The sequence below is a fragment of the Microbacterium sp. SORGH_AS_0428 genome, from assembly GCF_031453615.1.
GTDB lineage: Bacteria > Actinomycetota > Actinomycetes > Actinomycetales > Microbacteriaceae > Microbacterium.
Map to the genome: position 1 here is coordinate 1,121,702 of NZ_JAVIZT010000001.1, position 25,407 is coordinate 1,147,108.

Below are 25,407 nucleotides of genomic sequence, written 5' to 3' on the forward strand. Positions count from 1 at the left end.
ATTCTCATCCGCCGGCAGGCGGCCGGCATTCGCCCGCGCGGCGCGCCCCCGCATCCGGCCTCGCCGCCGTGTACAGCATGTGGTGCCGCTGCAGCGCGCCCGCCCCTGGGCCGCCGGTCGGAGATTCGTGCCGCCGTCGGAGATTTCGCCGCGCATCCTCCGACGGCGCGCGGATTCTCCGGCGCTCGCGCGCAGATCACGTGTCAACCAGTTGACTCATGATGTGTCAACTGGTTGACTCATGGTGTGGCCGAACGGATCTCCTTCACCCTGCATGAGCTCGTCGCGACCGTCGACGCGTTCGCGGATGCCCGCCTGCGCGGCACCTACGGGATCTCGATCGGCGACTTCATCTACCTCGCCACGATCGCCGATCAGCAACCGCTCGATCTGACCTCGCTGGCGCGGTGCCTCATGGTCACGAAGGCCGCCGTCAGCAAGCGGATGCCGCATCTCGCCGAGGCGGGGTGGGTGCGCACCTCGAACGGTCCGGGGCGCCGCATCCTCGTCGGGCTGACGGATGCGGGCGCGAGCCTCGTCGAGCGCGCCGGCGGCGAACTCGACGCCGAGTTCATGGGCCTCTTCGACGATCCGCGCCTGATCGACACCGGAGTCGATCGCGCTGTGCTCGCCCGTCAGCTGGAGGTGCTGACGGAGCTCGTCCGAGAGAAGGAGTCCCCGTGAGCACCAGGATCGTCGTCATCGTCGGCACCCCACTGCCCGACACCCTCAACCACGCCCTCGCCGCCTCGTACACGGATGCGGCCCGCGCCGCCGGTGCCGAGGTGCGCGTGATCGACCTCGCGATCGAGGAGGCCCCCGCTCACCCGCGCACGGCGGGCGAGGTGCGGATGCCCCGCACGTCCGAGGACGCGCCCCTGGACGCGGTCGCGGCGCGAGCGATCGAGGACATCGCGTGGGCGGAGCATCTCGTGTTCTTCTTCCCGCAGTGGTGGGGCACGTATCCCGGCGCCCTCAAGGTGTTCATCGACCGTGTCTTCCTGTCGGGGTTCGCGTTCCGCTACCGCCCGACCGGGCCCCTGTGGGACAAGCTCCTCACCGGCCGCACCGCCCGCATCGTCATGACGATGGACTCGCCGCGCGCGTGGAACGCCGTCGTGTACCGCCACGCCGCGGAGACGAGCCTTCGCAACGCGGTGCTCGGCTACTGCGGGGTGCGCACGATCGGCGTGACCCGTTTCGACCAGGTCCGCCACCGCAGCGACGAGACGCGTCGGGCGTGGATCGCCGAGGCGGCCCGACTGGGCGCGCGGGATGCGGGGCGTCCAGTCCGACGCCGCATACCCGCGGGCGCAGGAGCGGGTGCGGGGGCCGGGGCCGGCGTCTGACGCGCCGCCGAACTCACTCGGTCGGTGATTCACGCCGATGTCGGAGGATGCGGCGCGGATCCTCCGACATTGCGCACATTCTCCGACCGGCACACCTCGCGCCCGCCCGCCACACCTCGCGCGCGCCCGCCACACCTCGCGTCCGACCGCCACACCCAGCGCCGGGCGGCTGACTCAGCCCGGCAGGTGTCGGCAGATCCAGCCGCCGCCGTCCTCGCGCACGTATTCGAGGCGGCGGCTGGCGGCGGCGGGATGCGACGTCCAGAACAGCATGCGCCGAGGGCGCACGGCGTAGCCGATCCAGCCGTCGGGCTGCGCCGGATGCGGGTTCGCCGCGGCGAACGCCGCCCATTGCCGCTCCCGGCGCGCACGCGGCTGGCGGGCGTACTCGGCGGTGTTCAGCCAGGCGAGCTGGCGCAGGTAGTCGGAACGGCCCGCGTAGGCGCGGGCGATCTCATCCTCCTCCGCGACGGCCGCGGTCCCCTGCACGACGAGCTGGTGCGTGAATCCGGGCCAGAGCACGGTCAGCGCGACCCGCGGATTCAGGCTCAGCTCCCGCACCTTCCGGCTCGCCGCATCCGTGTGGAAGAAGAAGCGCTGCCCGTCGAACTCGGTCAGCATGACGGTGCGCGCGCGGGGGAAGCCCTCCTCGTCGACGGTGGAGAGCGTCATGAGGGCGCGTTCCTCGCCCTCACCGGGCAGCCAGGAAGCCGCGAGGGCCAGGGGGTCGCGTGGCGGGTCGTCGGCGTGCACCGGATCGGTGGTCACGTCGATGCGCGGCACCCGGAGGGCGACGACGTCGGATGCGGGAGGGCCGGTCATGCGAACTCGAATCCGTCGATCTCGATGAGAGCCTCGGCGACGAGAGCGACGCCGGCCTCGAAGATCCTCCGCCCGTCCTCCGCGTTGGCCCCGGTGGGATCCCCGATCACCCCGTCGGGACCGAAGTCGTCGCTCGTCCAGCCGAACATCACGGGCTTGGCGTTGAAGCCGATGTGGGTCAGCCCCGCGATCCGCTCGGGCACGTTGCGTGGCGGAAGATCCTCCGCCACCAGATGCGGCGCCAGGTGCATGACCACCGAGGTCTCTCCCCACCCGGCGTGGATGCCCTGTCCGAGCTCGTCCGGCCGGCCGTCGCGTCCGTCGCCCGCGACTCCTGCGCCCGAGCCCATCGAGAACGAGCGCAGCCCGAATCGACGCCGGAGCTCCCGGTTGACCCAGCCGAGGAGCATGACGTTCCCGCCGTGCCCGTTGACGAAGGCGACGGTGCGCACGGGCGTCTGCGCGATGGCGCGGCCGATCTCGACGAGCTGCTGCAGCAGGGTCGTCCCCTCCATCCAGAGCGTTCCCGGCGCCCAGTAGTGCTCGTCGGACTTCGCGTAGGCGAGCGTCGGGAGCAGCCACGCGTCCACACCCCGCGCCACGACGCGCTCGACGGCTGCGGCGGCGACGGCCTCCGCGATGAGCGTGTCGGTGCGCAGCGGCAGATGCGGACCGTGGTGCTCGATCGCTCCGATCGGCACCACCGCGATCGACCGGTCGCTCGTGGCCGCGACCAGCGCCGGACCCGAGAGATCGTCCCATCGCCTCGTGGTCGCCGTCATCGGATCGCCCCCTTGGTCGGGCCGGCATAGCCGGGGTTGAGCTTGCCCGGATTCAGCAGGCCCTGCGGGTCGGTGCGCCGCGCCAGCTCCACCGTCTCGCCGAGGCGGAAGTCGACGTTCCACTGGTGGGGGTTGTGCACGCCGACGCCCAGCTCGCCGAGGCGTTCGATGCCGGCGTAGACGGCCTCCGGGCTCTCGTAGACGCCCGCCAGCATCCCGATCGGGACGGTGTGGCCCGCCTCGATGTGCAGCTGGCCGCCGGGGTAGACGGCGTGGACCTCGTCGATGCGCTCCACCAGCGCGTCACCGGACACCTCGACATGGAAGTACACGCCCGGCTCGGACTTCTGCAGCCATTCGATCGGGTGGTTGTAGCTGAGCACCGAGATGGCCGCGCTGACGCCCGGCCCTTCCCGCACATCCTCGATCGTGCCGCCGCCCCGCTCGATGACGGCGATCGCCTCCTCGAGGATGCGGGCGTCGGCGATCATGCGCAGCGAGCTGCGCCCCGCGGGGAACGCCTCGTCCGGGGGCAGCTGCGCGGTGATGTGCGGGGTGTCGGCCGACACGAGCCGCGGCGCGGGCGTCATCCGGCCGAGCGTTCGCAGCACGGACAGGGCGCCGGAGAAGTCCGGGAACGACGCGTAGAGGCCGCGCCACTCCTGCAGCGGTTCGAGGCGCACCGTGGCGCGGGCGATGATGCCCGCGGTCCCGTAGTTGTGCACGTAGCCCTGCGCCTCATCGCCCTCCACGTGCCGCAGCGCGCCGCCGGATGCGGGCGTCGCGACGTCGAGCGCGACGACGAACCCGGCATCGTTCGAGCCGTGCGCGATCGTGCCCGTCCCGCCGGATCCGCCCGCGAGGAATCCGCCGATCGTGGTGTGCACGGTCGACGGATACATCCACAGCTGCTGACCCGCGGCGCGGGCGGCGGCCTCGAGGGCGTTCATCGGCGCACCCGCATCCGCCGTGATCCAGCCGTCGCCCACCTCTACGATCGTGCGGGCGCGCGAGGTGTCGAGCACGAGACCGCCCGGCATCGGGATCGCCTGCCCGTAGTTGCCCGTGCCCTTGCCGCGCGGCGTGATGGCCACGCCGTGCCGCGCGGCGAGGCCGACCACGTCCGCGATCTCCTGCGCGGTCGTGGGGAACGCGACGAGGTCGGCGATGCCCAGGGGCAGCATCTCGGCGATGATCGGCGACATCCGGGCACCGTCGACGGACGCCTTCTCGCGCTGGCGCATGTCGCTGGAGACGCCGCGGGGTCCGAGCAGATCGCGCAGCTCCCCCTCGAGGGCGGCGTAATCGGGTGCGGTCATGGGAATCCTCCTTCGCGTGCATCTCCCGACGAAGGAGCGCGACGAGCCGGGTGATGAGTCACTCGCCGCGCAGAGGCCGTGGCCCGCGATCATCATGCGCCGTTCATGTTTCGCGCACGCAACACGCGGTTTGCGATCAGGGGGCGGCGACCCATCCCTCGGTCGTCGTGGCCGCCACGATCCGACCACCACGCATCACCAGGCGGTCCGCCGGCGCCTCGGCGATCGCCTGGACCAGCGACTCCGCCCGCACCGCCAGCAGGTCGGCTCGGGCACCGACGACGACCCCCGCCTCCGGCAGCGCCATGACCTCGCGCGCGCCGGTGGAGACCGCCGCGTACGCCTCGTCCGCCGTGAGGTGCGCGGCCACGACGAGGAGCATCGCGGTCTCGAGCGCGTCGCCGCGTCCGAGCGGGTTGAACGGGTCGCGCACGTTGTCCGCGCCGGCGGCGAACCGCGCGCCCGCGGCGAGGAGCGCCCGGGCCGGCGCGATGCCACGGGGCGTCGCGACGGGGGCGCCCCACCCCTGCAGCGACAGATTCGTGATCGGGTTGGCGATGATGCCCAGCCCCGACGCGACGACCTCCGCGATCACCTCGTCGCGCCGCGGCTCGTCCAGGGTTCCCAGTCGCACGCAGTGCCCCGCGGAGCGGTTCTGCGACCAGCCCCGGGTGCGGCGGGCGTACGCGTCGAGAGTCACGGCCGCTGCGAGCCCCTCATCCGTGTGCAGATCGACGGGGACGCCGCGACGCTCGGCGACGTCGAGCAACCGGTGGAGATCCGCGATCGGATCGTCGGCGAGGTGGGAGGCTCCCCCGACGACGTCGGCGCCCGCATCCAACGCCGCCTCCAGGTGCGCGGTCGGGACGTCGGGCCCGGCGAGGGCGACGATCTCGATGTCCACGAGAGCGGCCAGCTCCTCGCGGAGCGTGACGAGCGCCTCGACGCCGCGGAGGGGTGCATCGCCCAGCAGCACGTCGACGTGCGTGCGGATGGCAGTGGTGCCGTTGCGCAGCATCCGGAGCACCTGCGTGCGAGCCCGTGCGACCACGTCGGCGACGGTCATCGTCTCGGCGTAGACGCGCCACGCCGCGATCGCCGCGCGGAGATCCCCCATCGGCGAGCGGATGGCGTCCCAGCTCAGCGCCTTGTCGAGATGCGCGTGGGGCTCGGCCGCCGCGGCGAGCAGCACATAGCCGGAGAGATCGTGCGCGCCGACTGCCGCGACAGGGGCCGCCGGCGTCACGGCGGCGATCCGGCCGTCCTGGACCACGACGTCGACGCGGGAGCCGTCCGCGAGCGTGGCGCCCGCGATCCGATCGATCCTCGTGGACTGCGGCGACTCGATCATGGTGCTCCCTCCCCGGCACCGTCCGGCGCCAGCGCCGACCGTATCCGCCGCGCATTTCCCGCCGGTAACGCGCCGGTCGTCATCTGCTCGTCACACGGGCCGATTAGCGTGGCGCGCTGTGAGTTACTTCAGCGACGTCGAGCGCGATCTCGTGGTTGTGGAGCGCACCGCGCTCGCCGGCGACATCGTCGCCTTCGATCTGGTGTCCCCGAACGGGCGCGATCTGCCCGCCTGGACCCCCGGTTCCCACCTCGACGTGATCCTCACGGATGCCGACGGCACCGGCCCGGTGGAGCGCCAGTACTCGCTGTGCGGCGATGCCGCCGACCGCGGGCGGTGGCGTATCGCGGTGCTGCGCGAGACCGGCGGGCGTGGCGGATCGGTGCGCGTGCACGACGAACTGGCGGTCGGTGCGCGCGTGCGCGTCCGCGGCCCCCGCAATCACTTCCCGTTCGAGGTCTCCCCCGGCACGCGCTACCGGTTCGTGGCGGGCGGGATCGGGATCACGGCGATCCGGGCGATGGCCGCCGCGGCCGAGGCCGCGGGCGCGGAGTGGGAGCTGGACTACGCCGGGCGCTCGCGTTCGCGCATGGCGTTCGCGGCGGAGCTCTCCGACGCCTTCGGCGAGCGCGTCCGCATCCATGCCGCCGACGAGGGCGCACGCCTCGACATCGACGGGTTGGTCGCATCCCTCGACGAGCGCACGGCCGTGTTCGCGTGCGGCCCGAAGCGGATGCTGGACGCGCTGGATGCGGGCGTCGACGAGCGTGCGCTGCACGTGGAGCGATTCGAGGCGAAGGAGTTCGGGGAACCGGTGTGGCCGGGCCCGTTCGAGGTGGAGCTGGCGATGAGCGGCGAGGTCGTCGTGGTCCCGCCCGAGCAGTCGGTGCTCGATGCCATCCGGGAGCAGTCCCCCGACACGCTCGTGCTGTCGAGCTGCCGCCGCGGCACCTGCGGCACGTGCGAAGTGCCGGTGCTCGAGGGTGAGATCGAGCACCGCGACTCGGTGCTCACCCCGATCGAGCAGCGCGATTCGCCCGTCATGATGGTCTGCGTCTCGCGCGCCGCGTGCGAACGGATCGTGCTCGATCTCTGAGGGCGCGGGCGTGGGTCAGCGACCGACTCGCGCCCGGAGTCGTTCGACGATCTCGCGCTCGTCCGCCTGCACGAGGCGGTAGTCGCGCACGACCACGCGGCCCGCGACGATCACGTGCCGGGGTCTGCGCCCGGGAGCGGTCCAGAGCAGTCCCGCCACGGGGTCCGCGACACCCGCATCCGCCACCGAGTCCATATCCCACACGCACACGTCCGCGGCCGCTCCGGGCCTCAGGTGACCGAGTTCGGGCCGACCGAGCCCCGCCGCCGACCCGGCCGTCGCCATCTCCAGCACGTCGCGCGCATCGAGCTGCGCACCCTGGAGCGCCGACACCTGCAGGGCGAGTCGCGCATCGGCCAGCAGGTGGCCTGCGTCGTTGGAGCCCCCGCCGGAGGTCCCGAGGCCCACCGCGATGCCGGCTTCCCGCATCCGCGCGACCGGCGCGACGCCCCAGCCCATCGGCACGTCGCACCCGGGGGCGTGCGTCGCCGTGGCCCCCGCCGCGGCGAGGCGGTCGATCTCGGCGTCGGTCACATCGCACAGGTGCGCGATGGTGACGTCGGGCGCGAGCCAGCCCCACTCCTCCAGCAGGTCCAGGGGCCGTCTGCCGTACCGATCGAGCGCGATCTGCGTGTCGACCTGCTCGTTCGCCTGCGTGCGACGGCGCAGGCCGTAGTCGCGCGCGACGGCTCCGAGCGCGCGGAAGGTCTCCTCGCCGTCGGAGTGCACGCCCGCCGGACCCACCGCGAGCTGCACCATCCCGTCCGCGCTCACCCCGCCCGCATCCGGCGTGAGGAAGTGGGCGGCGATGGCGCGCGCGCTCGCCTCGGCGGCCCCGGGGGCGTCCCGCGCCGAACCGCGCACGAACACGAGCCTGGCGCCGAGCTCGGCGGCCGCATCCGCCACGGATCGGGCGATCGCGACCGTGTCGTCGACCGGATGCGGCGAGCGCGCGGGATCGGGCCAGTTCAGATGATGGTCGGCCACCGTCGTCACCCCGCTCAGCAGCGACTCCGCGATGCCTGCGGCGGCCGTGACTCCCGTGAGAGACGCGTCGATCCCGGCATCCGCGTAGCGCGGCGGCCATCGCCGGCAGCCAGTCCCGCATCGGCACCCCGCGGGTTGCCGGCAGCGTGCGGAAGCCGGTCTGCAGGAGGTGGTGGTGCGCATTGACGAGCCCCGGCGTCACGACGCAGCCGGAGACATCGAGCTGCTCGCCCGATACTGCGGACGATGCCGACACCACGGCGCCGTCGAGAACGAGGTCGCCCTCCCGCTCGATGTGACGATCGACGAGGATGCGGCGCGCGCCGCGCAGGGTGAGCATGGCCCGATCGTCTCAGCCCCAGATCACCGGCACGTTACCGCGGGCGCGCGCAGGGCCGCCGGCACGGGGCGATCTCGACACGCTCGGCATCGACGCTCGATACCCGACCCGTATGCTCAATCCTTCCGATGAGCCGGGACAGCTGGTAGCACCCCCCGCAGTACCTGCTCGATGGCCGTGCGACAGAACTGCGACGCGCCGGCGGCATCCGCGGCCGGATCGGGCGCGAACCCCATGAGGGCTCCTACCAGCATGGCGCCGGTGATCGAGAGCAACAGAGCGTCCGCATCGCAGTCGTCGGCAAGCTCCCCCCGCGCGACCGCCTTCTCGACGAGACCGCGGTTCTGAGTATGGATGACCTCGCGCAGTCGATCGAAGTACCGGCCGAACAGCTCGGGCTGTGCTTCGCGTTCGGAACTGACGCGCAAGATGAACGTTCCCTGCTCGGACTGCACGAGCCGAAGGGTGGCCAACGCGATCTGAGTCAGTTGCTCCCGGATGCCGGAGTCGGGCGTCTCAGCCCCCACCAGGACGTGTGAGCGGAGGACGTCGCGCATCAGCTCTTCGGCGGTGGCCCAGCGGCGGTAGAGCGCGGGCTTACCGACGCCGGCCTCGCGCGCGATGGCTTCGAAGGTGAACCCGGCGCGCCCGGCGCGCACGTACACGCGCTGCGCTGCGAGGAGAGCCTTCGTTCTGATCTCGGGGTCACGGGGACGTCCGGTCTGACGCTGCTCTGCTGGACTCACACCTTTTCCCGTCTCGGCTCGATCCTCACGATATCGACAAGGGCAGGCGATGATGCACCGGAGCTCGCATCCGGTTCTTGCGCGGCCACCGAACCGAGGTTAATGTGCCTTTCGTACGGTGTGCGTACGAAAATAAGACGAAGGAGTCTCATATGGACACGACCGCCTCACCGATCGAATCGGAATCGGAGTCGGCGAAGCTGGTTCTGACCGAGGAACTGATGCTCGGAGATGCCGCCCGGTGGCGGCGTTTCGGCGAGGTCGTTCCAGCCGGGGAGTCGACGAACGCAGACGGCTCCCCCGACTACGGCCTCTTCGGACCGGGATCGATCACGTGGGAGGTAATCCTGCATCCGGCGACGATCGTGTTCGAGACCGCCGCACAGGGCACCGTCCAGTTCATGTACAAGCCGATCACCGCGGGGATCCGTGACGCGGATCCGATTTCGCGTCGGGCACGATCCGGACGGTTCACGATGTTCGAGTTCTTCGAGCGGTTCCAGCGCAACTCCGGCATGCACGCACCCATGTGGCTCGGCGACACGAGCACGGCGACCAAGATGGCCACGCACTTGCACCGCATCCACGGGCACGTCCAGGGCGATCTCATCGACCCCGAAGACCCTTCGTTGGGCGGCTACGCCGCCGCCGAGCCGCGCGACGCGATGTGGGCAGCGATCACCGAGATGCACGCGATGCTCTTCGTCTACGAAAAGCTCGCCTGGCACGGCGACACACCGCCGCATCCGCTCACGGACGCCCAGCGCGACCAGTACGTCCGTGAGATGGGCGCGTACCTCCGCCTCGTCGGAGCCGACGAAGCCGAGATCCCTCACAGCATGGCGGACCTGGACGCCCTCTACGACGAGTACGCACCGTTCTTCGGTCTCCGTGACAGCGTGTTCCGCGATCGCGAGACGGGCGTCCACATGATCCAGCAGTACAAGCTCGTGGGCCAACAGAACTGGCACCCTAGCCACACGCGGGCAACCGATGCCCTGACCGAGGTCTACGAGCAGTGGCACGACGTCATGAACGCCGCACTGCCCGAGCGACTGCAGCGCGCCGCCGGAATGTCCGCCGAGCAGGTCGCCGAGTCGGACGCCGTGCTCCTACGCAGGGAGCACGACATCCGTGAGATCCAGAGCCCCGCCAACGAGGCGCGCATCATGCGTCTGCTCTGGGGACCCGACGGGGTCGATCTCATCCAGAATGCGCGCCGGCTCCACCGAGACGTCGCACTCAAGGCAGCCTGACGGCCATGACCACCGGGATGGCGGAGGTGTTCCGTGCGCTCGCTCATGAAGATCGACTCGCCATGCTCGAGCATCTGCGGGGCGCACGCCGTGGACAGGCGGGTGTGCTCGAACTCGCCGAGGCAAGCGACATCAGCCGATTCGCCGCGTCGCACCATCTCGGGGTTCTCCGCACCGCTGGCCTGATCGTCATGAGCAAGCAGTCCCACCGACACCTGCATCGTGTGGACGGGACGGCGCTGCGCGCGATCGAGGATTGGGCCTACCGTTTCGACCCGCAGGAGAACGCCGCGCACACGGCGTGAGGGCACAGACTGCACGGCTCAGGCGGAACTCTCGCGTCAGCGCGCGACGGATGCGGGCGGCACCCGATCCGACTGAGCCGTGCCGGGCCGTGGCGAGTCAGAGCCCGGCCGCGCGCTCCGCGGCCTCGACGACGTTCGTGAGCAGCAGGGCCACCGTCATGGGCCCCACACCGCCGGGGTTCGGCGACACGTAACCGGCGACCTCCACGACATCGGGGTGCACGTCGCCGTAGACGATGCTCTTGCCCGTCTCCGGGTGCGTCTCGCGCGTGACGCCGACATCCAGCACGGCGACGCCCGCGCGCAGGTGCTCGGCCCGCACGAGGTGCTTGACGCCGGCGGCCGCGACCACGACGTCGGCCTGGGCGAGGTGGAACGGGAGGTCGGCGGTACCGGTGTGGGTCAGGGTCACCGTGGCGTTGATGTCGCGACGCGTCAGCAGGAGCCCGATCGAGCGGCCGATCGTGACGCCGCGGCCGACGACCACGACGTGCTTGCCGGCCAGGTCGTAGCCGTTGCGCTGCAGCAGCTCGATCACACCGCGCGGCGTGCACGGCAGCGGCGAGGTGATCGGGGTGTTCACGTTCAGCACCAGACGGCCGAGGTTGGTGGGGTGCAGGCCGTCCGCATCCTTGTCGGGGTCGATCCGCTCGAGGATGCGATCCGTGTCGAGGTGCTTGGGCAGCGGGAGCTGCACGAGGTACCCGTGGCACGTCGGGTCGGCGTTGAGCTCGTCGATCAACGCCTCGACGTCCTCCTGCGTGGCGTCCGCGGGCAGCTCCCGCTGGATCGAGTTCATCCCGATCGCGACGGACTGCTTGTGCTTCATCCCCACATACAGCTGCGAGGCGGGGTCGGCCCCCACCAGCACCGTGGCGATGCCGGGAACCACTCCCCGCTCGGCGAGCGCCGCGACGCGCGCGGTGAGTTCTTCCTTGATCGCGGCCGCGGTGCGGACGCCGTCGAGTGTGATCGCGGTCATTGTCGTCTCCTCTTCGAGCCCGCCCCGAGCACGCGCCGATCTGCGCGATGAGCGCAGCGTCGCGACCGAGGGTACTCAATCACTATGCACGTAGGGATACGGATGCGGCAACACCCGGTGCTGCCGCATCCGTTCCGATCACTGCTGGAGGTCGGGGTACAGCGGGAACGCCGCGGTCAGTGCCGCGACGCGGGTGCGCAGCGCCGCGACGTCGGCACCGGGCAGCAGCGCGAGCGCGATGATGTCGGCGACCTCGGTGAACTCTGCGTCGCCGAAACCGCGGGTCGCGAGCGCCGGCGTACCGATGCGCAGACCGGAGGTGACCATCGGCGGACGCGGGTCGTTGGGCACCGCGTTGCGATTGACCGTGATGTGGATGTCGTGGAGGAGATCCTCGGCCTGCTTGCCGTCGATGGCCGCCTCGCGAAGGTCGACGAGCACGAGATGCACGTCGGTGCCGCCCGAGCGCACCGCGATACCGGCGTCCTTCACGTCCTGCTGCGCAAGCCGGTCGGCGAGGATGGCCGCGCCGCGGACGGTGCGCTCCTGACGCTCCTTGAACTCGGGAGTCGCGGCGAGCTTGAACGCCGTCGCCTTGGCGGCGATCACGTGCATGAGCGGACCGCCCTGCTGACCGGGGAAGACGGCGGTGTTGATCTTCTTCGCGAGGTCCTCGTCGTTCGTGAGGATGAAGCCCGAGCGGGGGCCGCCGATCGTCTTGTGCACGGTCGAGGAGACTACGTGCGCGTGCGGGACCGGGTTCGGGTGCACGCCCGCGGCGACGAGACCGGCGAAGTGCGCCATGTCGACCCACAGGTAGGCGCCGACCTCGTCGGCGATCTCACGGAAGCGCGCGAAGTCGAGCTGACGGGGGTACGCGGACCAGCCGGCGATGATGACCTTCGGCTTGTGCTCGACGGCGAGGCGGTGCACCTCCTCCATGTCGATGACGCTCGTCTCCGGGTCGACGCCGTACGCGACGATGTTGTAAAGGCGGCCGGAGAAGTTGATCTTCATGCCGTGCGTCAGGTGACCGCCCTGGTCGAGCGAGAGACCGAGCAGGGTGTCGCCGGGGCGGGCGATCGCGTGCAGCACGGCGGCGTTGGCGGACGCACCGGAGTGCGGCTGGACGTTGGCGAAGCCCGCGCCGAACAGCGACTTCGCGCGGGCGATGGCCAGCTCCTCGGCGACGTCCACCTCCTCGCAGCCACCGTAGTAGCGGCGACCGGGGTAGCCCTCGGCGTACTTGTTGGTGAGCACGGAGCCCTGCGACTGCAGCACGGAGACGGGAACGAAGTTCTCGGACGCGATCATCTCGAGATACCCGCGCTGACGCTCGAGTTCGCGCTCGAGCACCTGGGCGATCTCGGGGTCGACCTCTGCGAGGGGGGCGTTGAAGTACGGGTCGGTCATGACTCTCCCTGACGACGGTTTCGGACAGATGGGTTCCGTATCGGCCCAGGCGTACGGCCGAATACCGTGTCGGTCGCTCCCCGGTGGTCATCCACCTCAACGCCAGTCGCGACGCGATCGAGCATACCGGAAGCGGACACCGGGCACACCTGAACGCCCGGCACCGCGCGGGTGGACGCATGGTGCGGCGGGAGCAGGTTTGTTAAGGTTCCTTACATGTCAACCGGCCTGGTCCCGCGACCGACGTCCGTGACACTCGGCGACGGCGCCTTCGTGCTGACGGACGCGGTCTCGGTCACCGGCGACACGGATGCGGTCGCCCTCCTGCTCGAGCGGCTGCACCGCCGCACGGCCCGCATGCTCCCCGCGGCACCGGACGCCCCGATCCGCCTGCGCATCGACGGCGAGGGCGCCGCGGAGTCGTACCGGCTGGTGATCGATGCGGACACGGTCGAGCTCACCGCATCCGACGCCGCCGGCCTGCAGCACGGCGTGCACACGCTGCTCCAGCTCGTGGCGCCCACGCGGCAGGGGTGGGTGTGGCCGGCTGTGGTGATCGACGACGCGCCACGCTTCGCCCACCGCGGGCTGATGCTCGACGTCGCCCGGCACTTCTTCGCCGCCGACGTCGTCGAGCGCCTCCTCGATCGGATGGCGGAGCTCAAGCTCAACGCGCTGCACCTGCATCTCAGTGACGACCAGGGGTGGCGGCTCGCGCTCGATTCGCGGCCTCGACTGGCCGAACGAGCCTCGGATTCGGCGGCGCTGGGCGATGCGGGCGGCTGCTATTCACGCGTCGACTGGCAGCGGATCCTGGATGCGGCGGCCTCCCGTCACATCACGGTGATCCCCGAGTTCGATGTGCCGGGGCACACACACGCCGTCGGGCTCGCGTACCCCGGGATCGCCCAGGCGCCCGTCGTCAGCGCCGAGCTCGAGCAGACGGCAGCGCAGTTCGGCGGCGGCCTGCCCGTCGCGGGGCAGGCGTACACCGGCTTCGGGGTCGGCTTCTCGTCGCTGCGGATCGGCGATGCCGAGACGAGCGCGTTCCTGCGCGATGTGTTCACCGAGCTGGCCGAGCTCACCCCCGGCCCCTATCTTCACATCGGCGGGGACGAGGCCCTCGGCACCTCGCGCGACGACTACGACGCGGCGATCGCGGAGGTCACCGCGCTCGTGAGCTCGCTGGGCAAGACCCCGGTCGCCTGGCACGAAGCGGGCGCCGCCGCACACCTCACGCCGGGGACGATCGGCCAGTACTGGGGCTTCGTGCACCCCGTGGACGGCGCCGACGAGAAGGCCCGCGGCTTCGTCGAGCGCGGCGGGCGCCTCATCCTGTCGCCTGCCGACGCGGTGTACCTCGACATGAAGGACAGCGCCGACTCCCCGCAGGGCCTGACGTGGGCGAACGGGCCGACGCCGCTGCGCCGCGCGTACGACTGGGAGCCCGCCGAGGTCGTCTCCGGCATCCGCGAGGAGCAGATCCTCGGCGTCGAAGCGGCCCTGTGGACCGAGACGATCCGCAGCGAGCACGACATCCAGCAGATGGCGTTCCCGCGCCTCGCCGCAGCCGCCGAGGTGGCGTGGTCGGCTGGCGCTTCCCGGTCCTGGGAGAGCTTCCGCGAGCGCCTGGCGGATCTCGCGACCAGGTGGGATGCCGACGGACTCGCCTATCGCCGGATCGACGACGTTCCGTGGCGGCGACCGTGAGCGTGATCGTCCACTCCGCTCGGATCGTCGACGGCGGCCGCGAGACGCCGGACGGCTGGGTGCGCTGGGATGCGGGCCGCATCACGCACCGAGGCACGGGCGACGACTGGCGCGCGCACGACGGCGACACGATCGTCGATGCGCGCGCGCAGGCCGGCGCCGACGCCGTGCTCACGGCAGGATTCATCGACCTGCACGGGCACGGCGGCGGCGGCCACTCCTACGAGGACGGACCGGATGCGGTGCGCGCCGCTCGTGCGCTGCACCGCGCACACGGCACCACACGTGCCGTGCTCTCGCTCGCGACGGCGACGCTCGGCGACCTCGCCGCCCGCCTGGAGACGATCGCGGCCCTCACCCGCACCGACCCCGACATCCTCGGCTCACACGTGGAGGGCCCGTTCCTCGCACCCAGCCGTCGGGGGGCCCACGCCGGCGACCTGCTGCGGAGCCCCGACCCCGAGACGCTGGAGATGCTGTTGACCGCCGGCGGCGGTACCGTGCGCCAGGTGACGATCGCCCCCGAGCTGGCGGGCGGCCTCGACGCCGTCCGCCGCATCGTGGAGGCCGGCGTCGTCGCGGCGGTCGGTCACACCTCCGCCGACGCCTCCCTCACGGCCGCGGCCTTCGACGCGGGGGCGCGAGTGCTGACGCACGCGTTCAACGCGATGCCGGGGCTGCACCACCGCTCCCCCGGGCCGGTGGGGGCGGCGCTCGCGGACGACCGGGTCGTGCTCGAGATCATCGCCGACGGCGTGCACCTGCATCCGGACATCGTGCGAATCGCCGCATCCGCCGCCGCCGGCCGCTTCGCGCTCGTGACCGACGCGATGGCCGCAGCGGGCGCCGCGGACGGCGCGTACCACCTGGGCGCGCTCGACGTCGAGGTCGCCCACGGCGTCGCGCACGTGGCGGGCACCGATACCATCGCCGGATCCACGCTGACGCAGGATGCGGCGCTACGCGTCGCGGTGGCGGCGGGGGTGGCACTGCCCGCCGCCGTGCGCGCCCTCACCGAGACCCCCGCGCGCGTGCTCGGCCTCGATCACCTCGGAGCACTGGAGCCTGGCCGCCTCGCCGACGCGGTGCTGCTGACCGCCGACCTCCGCGTCGCCGGGGTGTGGCTGGCCGGCGACCCGATCTGACCCCCTCCGAACCCCCACCTCCCGAAACTGCATCTGCGTCACGAGATCACGGTGTATACCCGTGATCTCGTGCGGCAAATGCTGTCTCGTGGGCGAAGCGACGGGAAGGGGTCGCCGCGAGGAGGCGCCGGGCGCCCGCGTAGAATGGCGGAGTGAGCACCCCCTCGTCCGCGCCCCTGCCCGCCGGCACGCGCCCCGCGCTGTCCGCCCTCGACGTGGTGGCGTTCCTGTGCGAGATCGGCGGCATCGTCGCGCTGGCGATCTGGGGCTTCGCGACGTGGCCGTTCCCCTGGAACCTCGTCGTGGGCATCCTCACCCCCGCCGCCGCGATCGTGCTGTGGGCGCTGTTCGTCTCCCCCCGCGCCGTCTTCGCCGTGCACCCGTTCGTGCGCGCCATCGCCGAGCTGCTGGTCTACGCCGCCGCGACGGCCGCCCTGTGGTCTCTCGGCCTCACCTGGATCGGCATCGCGTACGCCGTGGTCGCGGTCACGGTGGGCCTTGTCGTCGGACGCCGCCGCTTCGCATGACCGCGTCGGTCGTCGACCTGCTGCGTGAGGCGCTCGGCGATCGGATCGACACGAGCGGGGCGATGCTCGAGGCCTTCCGTGCGGACAAGTCCGGCCACGCCGCCGACGGCCGCGCCCTCGCCGTCGTGCATGCCGAGAGCATCGAGGACGTGCAGGCGGTCCTGCGCATCGCGCACGCCACGGGCACCCCGGTCGTGCCGCGCGGCGCCGGAACCGGCCTCGCGGGCGGCGCGAACGCGGGCGACGGACGCATCGCGCTGTCGCTCGCGCGGATGAACCGCATCCTCGAGATCCGACCCGACGATCTGCTCGCCGTGGTGGAGCCCGGCATCATCAACGCCGAGCTGAACGCCGCGCTCGCCCGACACGGGGTGTGGTGGGCCCCCGACCCCGCGAGCCGCGACATCTCGACCGTGGGCGGCAACATCGCCACCGGCGCGGGCGGACTCCTGTGCGCCAAGTACGGTGTCGTGCGCGACGCGGTCCTCGGCGTCGACGTCGTCCTCGCCGACGGCGAGCTGGTCCGTCTCGGCCACCGCAGCGTGAAGGGCGTGACCGGCCTCGACCTGACGTCGCTCATGATCGGGTCCGAAGGAACCCTCGGGGTCGTCGTGGGCGCGACGCTCAAGCTGCGGCGCCTCGTCGCCGGGCAGACGCGCACACTCACCGCATCCTTCACCGACGTGCGTGCAGCCGCCGCGGGCGCCGCCGCCGTCACCGCCTCCGGCGTGCAGCCGGCGATCATGGAGCTGATGGATGCGGCGAGCCTCGCCGCCGTGCACGCCCTGCTCGGCCTGCCGCCGATCGCGGGCAGCGAGAGCCTGCTGACCGTGCAGACCGACGGACCGACCGCCGCCGCCGATGCCGCGCGCCTCGCGCAGGTGCTCGCGGAGGAGGGCGGCCGGGTGCGCCTCGCCGCGGACGAGGCGGAGGGCGAGGCACTGCTGAGGATGCGGCGGTCGCTGCATCCGGCCATGGAGCGTCTGGGCACGACGCTCATCGAGGACGTCTCGGTGCCACGATCGGCGCTGCCTGCGATGTTCGACGAGATCGTGCGGATCGAGCGCGCCTACGCGCTCACCATCCCGACCGTGGCGCACGCGGGCGACGGAAACCTCCACCCGAACTTCGTCTTCGAGGGCCCCGAGGTGCCGGAGGTCGTGTGGCGCGCCGCCGACGACCTGTTCCGCTCGGCGCTGCGCCTCGGCGGCACGCTCACCGGAGAGCACGGCGTCGGGGTACTCAAGCGCCGGTGGCTGCGCGATGAGCTCGGCGCTCGTCAGTGGGCACTGCAGCGCGACATCAAGCGCGTGTTCGATCCCACCGGCATCCTCAATCCCGGTGTCGTCTTCGCCGACTGACCTCGGCATGTCCCACGTGCCGCAACTGTGACCCCGGTGCTGTGCAGCAACCGGGACACGGGATGCGGGAAGTGGGACACGGACGTGTCAGAGCCCCTGCCAGTCGGGCTTACCCTCCCAGCTGGTGCGGTAGTAGTCCGCCAGGCGCAGACGGGATGCGGCCGCCTCGTCCACCACGACGGTCACGTGGGGATGCAGCTGCACCGCGGAGCCGGGGAGCATCGCGGTGACGGGGCCCTCGAGAGCCCCGGCGACCGCATCCGCCTTCTCCTGCCCGAAGGCGAGGAGCACGAGATGCCGGGCCTCGAGGATCGTGCCGAGCCCCTGCGTGATGCAGTGACGGGGCACCTCGGAGGCGTCGTCGAAGAAGCGGGCGTTGTCCTCACGGGTCTGCGCGGTCAGGGTCTTGACGCGCGTGCGCGACGCGAACGACGACCCCGGTTCGTTGAACCCGATGTGCCCGTCGGTGCCGATCCCCAGGATCTGCAGGTCGATGCCGCCCGCCTCGCGGATCGTGCGCTCGTACTCCTCGCCCGCCGTGGCGATGCCTGCCCGGCGGCCGTCCGGTACGTGGATGCGAGCGGGGTCGAGACCCAACGGCTCGACCACCTCGCGGTCGATCACCGAGCGGTAGCTCTCGGGGTGCGAGGGATCCAGCCCGACGTACTCGTCGAGCGCGAACCCGCGCACCCGCGACACGTCGAGGTCCCCGACGCGCTCCCGCAACGCCTCGTACACGGGGAGGGGCGTCGACCCGGTGGCGAGTCCCAGAACGGTGTCCTCCCGCATCCGGATCAGCCGGACGATCTCGTCGGCGACGATCGCGCCGCCCTCCTGCTTCGATGCGACGATGACCACTTCAGCCACGTGCGCCCACCTCCTGCTCGATTGCCGTTCCTCCCACGATTGCCGCCCCGACCGCCGCGACCGGTGATCCCGTCGGCAGCACCCGCATCCGGTCCGCGAGCCGAAGAGAGCGCAGGAACGGGGATGCGGCGGCGCTGCGCTCCAGCTCGACGCGCACCTCCGGCAGCATCCGTTCGGCGAGCGCGGTGAGACCTCCCCCGATGACGACCCGTTCCACGTCGACCGTCAGCACCAGGATGCGCACGGCCGCCGCGACCGCGCGGGCCAGATCGCGGCGGATGACGGTGGCGAGCGCATCGCCCGCGTCCGCGGCATCGAACACGTCGCGCACCGGGAGGGCCGCGGGTCGTCCCCAGCGGTCGGCGATCGCCGCTCCCCCGGCGAGCGCCTCGATGCATCCGCGGCCCCCGCAGCGGCACAGCGGCCCGGCGGGATCGATGCTGATGTGTCCCACCTCTCCGGCCGAGCCGCCGGCACCGCGCCAGAGCCGCCCGCCCAGGACGATGCCGGCTGCGACGCCGGTGCCGAGGTTCAGAAACGCCAGGCTCGCTCCGGGCCGCTCCAGCGCCGCGGCTCCGAGGGCCGCCGCCTTCACGTCGTTCTCGACGTGCACCGGCAGCCCCACCCGAGGCGCCACGGCGGCGGCGACATCGAGGTCCGCGACGCCGAGGTTGAGCGCATGGGTCACCCGGCCCGATTCCGAACGCACCTGACCCGGCATCCCTATTCCGACCGACGAGAACTGCGCGGCGTCGATGCCTGCCATGGCGCCGAGGGCGGCGACGGCGTCGGCGACGGTCTCCACCACACCCACCGGCCCCCAGAGGGTCGCGAGCCGCACGGAGGCGAGCACCCGATCCCGGGCGTCGACGACCACCGCATCGGTCTTGGTGCCGCCGACGTCGAGTCCGACCCTCATCCCTTCACCGCGCCCGAGACGAGTCCCCCGGTCATGCGATGCTGCACGATCAGGAAGAACGCGACGACCGGCAAGGCCATCAGAGTGGATGCGGCCATGACGACGGACCAGTCGGTCGCCTTCGTCACCTGCACGAACGCGCGCAGCCAGATGGGCAGGGTCTGCGGGTCGGGGCGGGTGAGGATGACCAGCGCGAACACGAACTCGTTCCACGCCTGGATGAACGCGAACACACCGGTGGCGACCAGGCCCGGGGCGAGCAGGGGGAAGGTGACCCGCCAAAAGGCGCCCGTGCGGCTGCAGCCGTCGATCATCGCCGCCTCCTCCAGCTCCGCGGGCACTCCCGCTACGAAGCCGCGCAGCGTCCAGATCGTGAACGGGAGCACGATCGCGATGTAGACCAGGCTGAGGCCGGCGATCGTGTTGACCAGGGCCCAGCCGTCCAGCACGCGGAACGTGGAGATGATCATGGCTTCCGCCGGGATCATCTGCACGACGAGGATCGCGACGACGATGCTCTTGCGGCTGCGGAACCGGAAACGCGAGAGCGCGACGGCCGCGAGGAACGCGAACAGGAGAGCGGCGACGAGGGTGATGCCGGTCACCGTCACCGAGGTGCCGAGCGCGCCGAGGAAGCCGCCCTCGCCGAGCGCCGTGGCGTAGTTGCGCAGTGTGAACTGATCGGGCCAGAAATGCGGCGTCGCGCCACGCACAGCGGATGCGGGCAGCAGCGAGGTGTTGATCATCCAGTACACGGGGAACACGGCGCACACGATCACCACCAGGGCGCCCAGGTTCAGCAGGACCCGACCGGTACGGGTGCGTCGGCGCGTGGTCATGCCTCCTCCTGACGGAGCATCGAGCGGATGTAGTAGCCGGAGATCACGAGCATGATCACCACGAGGATGACGGAGATCGCGCCACCGGAGCCGAGATCGCCCGAGGCCATCGAGACGCTGTAGATGTAGACGCCGATGGTGTTGGTGTCCGCGCGGACGCCTCCGATCGTCTGCAGGGCGTAGATCTGCGCGAACACGCGCAGGTCCCAGATGACCTGGAGGATCAGGAGCACGACGAGGATCGAGCGCAGGTAGGGGAAGACGATCAGGCGGAAGCGCGAGAAGGCACCCGCACCGTCCAGCTGCGCGGCCTCGAGGACCTCGTCGGGCACCTGGCCGAGCCCCGCGTAGACGGAGAAGGCGACGAAGGGGATCGCGCCCCACGTGATGATGATCGCCGCCACGGCGAAGAAGCTGATCGGGTCGATGAGCCAGCTGTGTCCGGTCCAGTCGGTGCCGGTCAGCTGGGTCAGCGCGTAGTTGACGAGACCGTACTGGGTGTCGAAGATCCAGCCCCAGACGATCGTGGCTGTCAGCGCGGGCATCGCCCAGGCGAGCAGCAGCGCGACCGAGACGGCGGTGCGCATGACGCGGCCGAGCTTCGTCATGAGCAGTGCGACGAGCACGCCCAGCACCATGGTCGCCGCGACGCAGACCACGCACAGCGCCACGCTGCGCGCGAGCACCTGCCAGAAACCCGAATCCGTCAGGACGGCGATGTAGTTGTCGAGTCCGACGAAGGACGGCGGGGCGCCGAAGATCTGCGCCCGACCGAACTCCTGGAACGACATGACGACCATCTGCACGAGCGGCCAGCCGATGAACACGGCGAGCATCACCAGAGCGGGCGAGAGCAGCAGAAGAGGGGTGAGCGCGCGGCGTCGGCGGCGCCGCGGGGCGGGCGGTGGCCCGGACACGGCGGCGACGCCGACGGGCAGCTCGGTGGCGACAGCCACGGTGACTCCTTAGAACGGATGGGGGCGCTCCCCCGTGGGATGCCCGGTGACGGGCACCCCACGGCGAGCGCAGCGACGAGCCGAGACGACAGACGGGTCGGCTCGCCGCTGCGAAGGTGGATCAGCCGTTGAGAATGGACTCGATCTGCTCGTCGGCGGCAGCCGCGAGCGAGGCGACGTCTCCCCCGCCGGCGATGTTGACGAACAGGTCCTGCATGATGCCCTTGGCCTCCACATCCGCCCAGTTCGGCGATGCGGGCGTGAGCTTGGCATTCGCCGCAGCCGACGCGATCACGGACGCGAGCTCCGGCGTGGCTGCGGCGACCTTGTCACCCAGCGACGTCTTCGCGGGCACGAGACCCGCCTCGGCCAGGATCGTCTGGTACTCGTCGCTCAGCATGATCTCCAGCGCCGACTTCGCCAGCTCCGGGTTCTTGGACTTGGCGGCGATGCCGACGTTGGAGCCGCCCGCGAAGACCTGCGCTGCGCCGCCCTTGGCGCCGGGCAGAGCGAACTCTCCGGTCGTCTCGGCGACCGCGGTCGCCTGCTTGTCCTCGTCTGCGACGATCGACCAGTAGGCCCAGCTGGGCGCGGAGTAGGTCGCGGACTGCTCGGTGCGGAAGGGCACCCACCCCTCGGTCTCGTCGCCGTCCTTGGGCGCCAGAGACGCCTTCGTCATCAGCTCCTGGACCTGCTCGAGCCCGGCGATGGACTCAGGGCTGGACAACTGCGCGTCCCAGCTGCCGTCGCTCGCCTGCACGGCGACCTCGCCGCCGTTCTCCCAGATGAAGGGCAGCCCGTTGTACCAGTCCTTGCCGGGGAAGTAGACGCCCGAGACGCCGGGCAGGGCTGCCGCGAGGGTCAGACCGTTCGACACGTACTCGTCGAGGGTGGTGGGCACCGAGACACCGGCCTGTGCGTACTGCGCCGTGTTGTAGAACACGACGCGCGAGCCCGAGTAGTAGGGCGCGGCGTACAGGTCGCCGTCCCAGCTGCCCGCCTCGACGAATCCGGGCAGCAGGTCCGAGCCGCCGAGCTCGTCCTCGATGTCGCCCAGGCTCAGCAGTGCTCCGCTCGACGTGAACGCCGGAGCCTGCGTGTTGCCCATCTCGACCACGTCGGGGCTGTCGTTGGACGACAGGCTCGTGGTGAGCTTGTCGACGAGGCCGGTCCACTGCTGCTCCTCGATGACCAGCGTGGAACCGGGATTCTGGTCCTCGAATGTCTTCACGAGATAGTCGCGGGCATCCTGAGGGGTGTCGGTGCCGACGAGCCAGACGCGGATCTCCGCGCTCCCGCCGCTCGACGAGCCGCCTCCTGTCCCCGCGCATCCGGCAAGCGCAATCGCCGATGCGCCCATCAGGGCGACGGCTGGGAGGAACTTCTTCATGTGCTGTCCTCTGTTCTTGATGATGAGACCGTGAGCACCGGCGGCGCTGACGGGGAGGTGCTGTCAGGAGACGCCGAGCGTCGCCGACAGCACCATGACGGCCGCACCGCGCAGGACGATGTCCTGGCCCTGCTCCGTCATCCGTACGCGGACGCCCTCATGGAAGGGCGCGAGTGTCCGCGTGCGGAGGGCCTCGGCGGTGGCCTGCGCAAGCACACCGCCGAGGAGTTCAGGGGGGCCGGAGAGGACGATCTCCGACAGATCGAGCGCACCCACGACGGGAGCGAGCGCGATGCCGAGGCGCTCCCCCGCATCCCGCAGGACCGTGTCGCGGTCGCCGGGCGCGGCCTCATCCGCTCTGGCCGTCAGCGCCGGCACGGAGAGCCACGCCTCGAGGCAGCCCACCTTGCCGCACGCGCAGAGCGGGCCGCCGTCGGTGCCGACGGTGACGTGACCGATCTCACCCGCGGCGAAGCGGCTGCCGCGCATCGGCTGGCCGCCGGCGAGCAGGCCCGATCCGACACCGCTGCCGACCTTCACCAGCAGCACGTCGTCACCGGAGCCTCCGAACGTGTACTCCGCCAGTACGGCGGCGTTCGCATCGTTGGCGACGAGCACCTCGAGCCCGAGCGCCTCGCTCAGCACGCCCTCGAGGTCGAAGCCGGCCCACCCCATGTTCGGCGCCGTGAGCACGATGCCGCGGTCGTCGATCACGCCGGGAGTGCCGACCCCGACGCCGAGCACGGGGGCCTTCGCCTCGGCCACGAGCCGCTCCGCGAGCGAGATGACGGCGGCCAGGACCTCGGATGCGGCGGCGGGATGCGGAGTCTCGGCGCGCGCGACGATGTCGCCGTCGAGGGTCAGGACCGCACCGATGAAGACGTCGCTCCCCGAGAGGTCCAGCCCGATGATGCGGTGACCGGCGCGGTCGACGTCGACGAGCATGGCGGGCTTGCCGGGGCGGCTGCCCTCGCGCATGCCCTTCTCCACGACGAATCCGTCGCCGATCAGCTCGGCCACGAGGTCGGAGATCGTGACGCGGGTGAGCCCGGTCTCCCGCGACAGATCGGCACGGCTCATGGCCCCGCGGTGGAAGAGCGTCTGCAGCACGAGCGAGCGGTTGTGTCCGCGCGCGTGCTCGGGCAGGACCTTCACTCCCGCGCGCAGCGCACGGCCGGGGGCGAAGGCGCCACCACGGGAGGTCATGTGGGTGTGCGCGGGCTCGGAGAGGGAAGCGCCGCGCTGCACTTCCGATGCAGTCATGTTTGTTAGTACACCTTACGAACAAACATGACGCAAGCATTCTTCGCGCTCGTCACACGACTGTTACACGGCGCCGTGATCGGAACGTTGTCGGAGATCGGACTCTGACCACGCCTTTATCAGACTTGCTCGCGTACCCTGGGTAGACACAGCACACGATGCACGGGGGTGATGGTGTGACGGATCTGGCAACCGGACCGCACGCGCAGAACGACACGGCGGCGGACGACACCGACGCCGGGTCCGGCGACGGCACGACGTCGGTCTACGCGTGGGCCCCCGAAGAGCCCAAGCCGCGCAAGCGCCACCTCGGCCTCTGGATCGGCGTCCCCTCCGGCGTCCTGGCGGTGGCCGCCGTCACGGCGTCGCTCGTGCTCATCGCCCCCGGAACGGCCGTCGCCGGCGTTCCGATCGGCGGTATGACCGTGGGCGGCGCGGCCGATGCGCTGTCCTCCCGCCTCGCCGGCGCAACCGTCGTGCTGAACACCCCCGACGGCGACGTCACCGTCACCGGTGCCGAGCTGGGCGCATCGATCGACGCGCGCACGATCGCCGAGCAGGCCTTCGACGCCCACCCTCTGTGGAACGTGACGCAGTGGAACTCCGAGCCGCTCGTCGCCGACGTGACGCTGGATCCCGCGGTCGCCACGGACGCGCTTCGCGAGGCGGCCCCCGGCGCTTTCACCGACCCCACCGACGCGACCGTGACCTTCGATGCGGCGACCGCCTCCTACGTCTCCACGCCCGCCACGGCCGGAGAGGGCATCGACCTCGACCAGGTGCGCACCGCCCTCGCCGAGGCCTTCTCGTCGGGAGCCGATCGCGTCACGATCGACGCGTCCATCGTCCCGGTGGACGCCGCCATCACGACCGCGGATGCCGAGACCTCGGTCACGCGGCTGAACGGCATCCTCGACACGATCGGCTTCTATGTGGGCGACGAGCGCACGGTTCCCGTGGACCGGGCACTGGCCGCATCCTGGCTGAAAGTCGGAACCGACGACGGCAAGCTCACCCTCTCGGCCGATGCCGACGCCATCCAGAAGACCGTCGACACGTTGGCACCGCTCGTCGATCGCGCACCCGTCGACGCCACCGTCGTCACGAACGCAGCGGGCGATGTGCTGCGCGACCTCACGCCGGGCGCGGTGGGGCGCACACTCGGCGACACCTCCCAGGTGGCCGACGGCTTCGCCGCTCAGCTCGCGGCGGGCGACGCGGCCTATCAGCTGCCCGTGACCGAAGCACCGTTCACGACGACCGCCCTCCACCGTTACTCCGACGTCAACCTCAGCACGCAGCGGGCGACCTTCTACGAGAACGGTCAGGTCGTGAACAGCTGGCCGATCTCCTCGGGCCTCGGGGCGAACGCGACGCCGACGGGCGAGTTCACCGTCTTCGCCCACGTGCGCATGCAGGACATGGGCTGCACGCCGACGTCGACCTACTGCACGAAGGACGTCCCGTGGGTCACGTACTTCGCACCGGACATCGGCTTCCACGGCACGTACTGGCACAACAACTTCGGCAGCCCGATGAGCCACGGCTGCATCAACATGCCGATCGATCAGGCCGCCTGGGCCTACGAGTTCCTGTCCAAGGGGTCCGAGGTCTCGGTCCACTACTGACCCGCACCACGAAGAGGGGGCCGGATGCATCCGCATCCGGCCCCCTCTTCGTGG

24 protein-coding genes and 1 riboswitch are annotated in these 25,407 nt (G+C 71.2%); of the genes, 10 read left to right on the forward strand and 14 right to left on the reverse strand.

Features of this window, described 5'->3' with window-relative positions; translation table 11 throughout:
- Nucleotides 1–246 precede the first annotated feature (246 nt).
- Nucleotides 247–684, forward strand: a complete 438-nt coding sequence (locus tag QE374_RS05420) for a MarR family transcriptional regulator (protein WP_309732844.1) — start codon at nt 247–249, stop codon at nt 682–684.
- Entirely contained in the window at nt 681–1,349 is a 669-nt protein-coding gene (locus QE374_RS05425) for an NAD(P)H-dependent oxidoreductase (RefSeq protein ID WP_309732846.1), read from the forward strand. The genes QE374_RS05420 and QE374_RS05425 overlap by 4 nt, the downstream gene beginning before the upstream one ends.
- 174 nt (nt 1,350–1,523) lie before the next feature.
- On the opposite strand, the gene QE374_RS05430 is transcribed toward QE374_RS05425, so the two are convergent.
- The 4 genes from QE374_RS05430 to QE374_RS05445 form a co-directional block, all read right to left on the reverse strand.
- Nucleotides 1,524–2,171 carry a pyridoxamine 5'-phosphate oxidase family protein gene (locus QE374_RS05430; protein WP_309732848.1) on the reverse strand — a complete coding sequence of 216 codons (648 nt, stop codon included), beginning with the start codon at nt 2,169–2,171 and terminating at the stop codon, nt 1,524–1,526.
- Nucleotides 2,168–2,953: a creatininase family protein gene (locus tag QE374_RS05435; RefSeq protein ID WP_309732850.1), complete on the reverse strand. Its 786-nt coding sequence runs from the start codon at nt 2,951–2,953 to the stop codon at nt 2,168–2,170. Before QE374_RS05435 ends, QE374_RS05430 begins: the two co-directional genes overlap by 4 nt.
- Nucleotides 2,950–4,272 carry an FAD-binding oxidoreductase gene (locus QE374_RS05440; RefSeq protein WP_309732852.1) on the reverse strand — a complete coding sequence of 441 codons (1,323 nt, stop codon included), beginning with the start codon at nt 4,270–4,272 and terminating at the stop codon, nt 2,950–2,952. The genes QE374_RS05435 and QE374_RS05440 overlap by 4 nt, the downstream gene beginning before the upstream one ends.
- Nucleotides 4,273–4,408: 136 nt before the next feature.
- Entirely contained in the window at nt 4,409–5,623 is a 1,215-nt protein-coding gene (locus QE374_RS05445; protein ID WP_309732853.1) for an amidohydrolase family protein, read from the reverse strand.
- Between the two features lie 118 nt (nt 5,624–5,741).
- On the opposite strand from QE374_RS05445, the gene QE374_RS05450 reads away from it, so the two are divergent.
- On the forward strand, nt 5,742–6,719 hold the full coding sequence (locus QE374_RS05450) for a PDR/VanB family oxidoreductase (RefSeq protein WP_309732856.1): 978 nt from the start codon (nt 5,742–5,744) through the stop codon (nt 6,717–6,719).
- A gap of 15 nt (nt 6,720–6,734) precedes the next feature.
- Here QE374_RS05450 and QE374_RS05455 read toward each other — a convergent pair whose 3' ends face one another.
- Nucleotides 6,735–7,706, reverse strand: a complete 972-nt coding sequence (locus QE374_RS05455) for an amidohydrolase family protein (RefSeq protein WP_309732857.1) — start codon at nt 7,704–7,706, stop codon at nt 6,735–6,737.
- Between the two features lie 456 nt (nt 7,707–8,162).
- Nucleotides 8,163–8,792, reverse strand: a complete 630-nt coding sequence (locus tag QE374_RS05460; RefSeq protein ID WP_309732860.1) for a TetR/AcrR family transcriptional regulator — start codon at nt 8,790–8,792, stop codon at nt 8,163–8,165.
- A 152-nt stretch (nt 8,793–8,944) separates the two neighbouring features.
- Between QE374_RS05460 and QE374_RS05465 the strand changes: the two genes are divergently transcribed.
- Both QE374_RS05465 and QE374_RS05470 read left to right on the forward strand, forming a co-directional pair.
- Nucleotides 8,945–10,048, forward strand: coding sequence for an oxygenase MpaB family protein (locus QE374_RS05465; RefSeq protein WP_309732862.1), 1,104 nt, complete (start codon nt 8,945–8,947; stop codon nt 10,046–10,048).
- Between the two features lie 5 nt (nt 10,049–10,053).
- Entirely contained in the window at nt 10,054–10,353 is a 300-nt protein-coding gene (locus QE374_RS05470; RefSeq protein WP_309732864.1) for a metalloregulator ArsR/SmtB family transcription factor, read from the forward strand.
- 97 nt (nt 10,354–10,450) lie between these two features.
- On the opposite strand, the gene QE374_RS05475 is transcribed toward QE374_RS05470, so the two are convergent.
- The gene (locus QE374_RS05475; protein WP_309732866.1) at nt 10,451–11,335 is read right to left on the reverse strand and encodes a bifunctional methylenetetrahydrofolate dehydrogenase/methenyltetrahydrofolate cyclohydrolase; all 885 of its coding nucleotides are present in this window, start codon (nt 11,333–11,335) and stop codon (nt 10,451–10,453) included.
- A 138-nt stretch (nt 11,336–11,473) separates the two neighbouring features.
- Nucleotides 11,474–12,748 (reverse strand): serine hydroxymethyltransferase, encoded by a 1,275-nt coding sequence (gene glyA, locus QE374_RS05480; RefSeq protein ID WP_309732868.1) that lies wholly within the window; start codon nt 12,746–12,748, stop codon nt 11,474–11,476.
- A 36-nt stretch (nt 12,749–12,784) separates the two neighbouring features.
- Nucleotides 12,785–12,868, reverse strand: a riboswitch (ZMP/ZTP riboswitch).
- 96 nt (nt 12,869–12,964) lie between these two features.
- Here glyA and QE374_RS05485 point away from each other — a divergent pair.
- From QE374_RS05485 to QE374_RS05500, 4 genes are all read left to right on the forward strand, one after another.
- Nucleotides 12,965–14,458 carry a family 20 glycosylhydrolase gene (locus QE374_RS05485; protein ID WP_309732870.1) on the forward strand — a complete coding sequence of 498 codons (1,494 nt, stop codon included), beginning with the start codon at nt 12,965–12,967 and terminating at the stop codon, nt 14,456–14,458.
- Nucleotides 14,443–15,603, forward strand: coding sequence for an N-acetylglucosamine-6-phosphate deacetylase (nagA, locus tag QE374_RS05490; RefSeq protein ID WP_309732871.1), 1,161 nt, complete (start codon nt 14,443–14,445; stop codon nt 15,601–15,603). Before QE374_RS05485 ends, nagA begins: the two co-directional genes overlap by 16 nt.
- Nucleotides 15,604–15,755: 152 nt before the next feature.
- Nucleotides 15,756–16,130: a YrdB family protein gene (locus QE374_RS05495; RefSeq protein ID WP_234073477.1), complete on the forward strand. Its 375-nt coding sequence runs from the start codon at nt 15,756–15,758 to the stop codon at nt 16,128–16,130.
- The gene (locus QE374_RS05500; protein WP_309732875.1) at nt 16,127–17,491 is read left to right on the forward strand and encodes an FAD-linked oxidase C-terminal domain-containing protein; all 1,365 of its coding nucleotides are present in this window, start codon (nt 16,127–16,129) and stop codon (nt 17,489–17,491) included. Before QE374_RS05495 ends, QE374_RS05500 begins: the two co-directional genes overlap by 4 nt.
- Before the next feature lie 87 nt (nt 17,492–17,578).
- Here QE374_RS05500 and nagB read toward each other — a convergent pair whose 3' ends face one another.
- The 6 genes from nagB to QE374_RS05530 all read right to left on the reverse strand — a co-directional run bounded on the left by nagB (nt 17,579) and on the right by QE374_RS05530 (nt 23,725).
- Nucleotides 17,579–18,358, reverse strand: coding sequence for a glucosamine-6-phosphate deaminase (gene nagB, locus QE374_RS05505; protein WP_309732876.1), 780 nt, complete (start codon nt 18,356–18,358; stop codon nt 17,579–17,581).
- Nucleotides 18,351–19,277 (reverse strand): ROK family protein, encoded by a 927-nt coding sequence (locus tag QE374_RS05510; protein WP_309732878.1) that lies wholly within the window; start codon nt 19,275–19,277, stop codon nt 18,351–18,353. Before QE374_RS05510 ends, nagB begins: the two co-directional genes overlap by 8 nt.
- Nucleotides 19,274–20,116: a carbohydrate ABC transporter permease gene (locus QE374_RS05515; protein ID WP_309732879.1), complete on the reverse strand. Its 843-nt coding sequence runs from the start codon at nt 20,114–20,116 to the stop codon at nt 19,274–19,276. The genes QE374_RS05510 and QE374_RS05515 overlap by 4 nt, the downstream gene beginning before the upstream one ends.
- Complete coding sequence (locus QE374_RS05520) at nt 20,113–21,072, reverse strand: sugar ABC transporter permease (RefSeq protein WP_309732880.1); 960 nt, start codon at nt 21,070–21,072, stop codon at nt 20,113–20,115. The genes QE374_RS05515 and QE374_RS05520 overlap by 4 nt, the downstream gene beginning before the upstream one ends.
- A 121-nt stretch (nt 21,073–21,193) precedes the next feature.
- Nucleotides 21,194–22,462 (reverse strand): extracellular solute-binding protein, encoded by a 1,269-nt coding sequence (locus QE374_RS05525; protein ID WP_309732881.1) that lies wholly within the window; start codon nt 22,460–22,462, stop codon nt 21,194–21,196.
- Nucleotides 22,463–22,525: 63 nt separating this feature from the next.
- On the reverse strand, nt 22,526–23,725 hold the full coding sequence (locus tag QE374_RS05530) for an ROK family protein (protein WP_396653324.1): 1,200 nt from the start codon (nt 23,723–23,725) through the stop codon (nt 22,526–22,528).
- Nucleotides 23,726–23,901: 176 nt separating this feature from the next.
- Between QE374_RS05530 and QE374_RS05535 the strand changes: the two genes are divergently transcribed.
- The gene (locus QE374_RS05535; RefSeq protein WP_309732882.1) at nt 23,902–25,353 is read left to right on the forward strand and encodes a L,D-transpeptidase family protein; all 1,452 of its coding nucleotides are present in this window, start codon (nt 23,902–23,904) and stop codon (nt 25,351–25,353) included.
- Nucleotides 25,354–25,407: the final 54 nt, after the last annotated feature.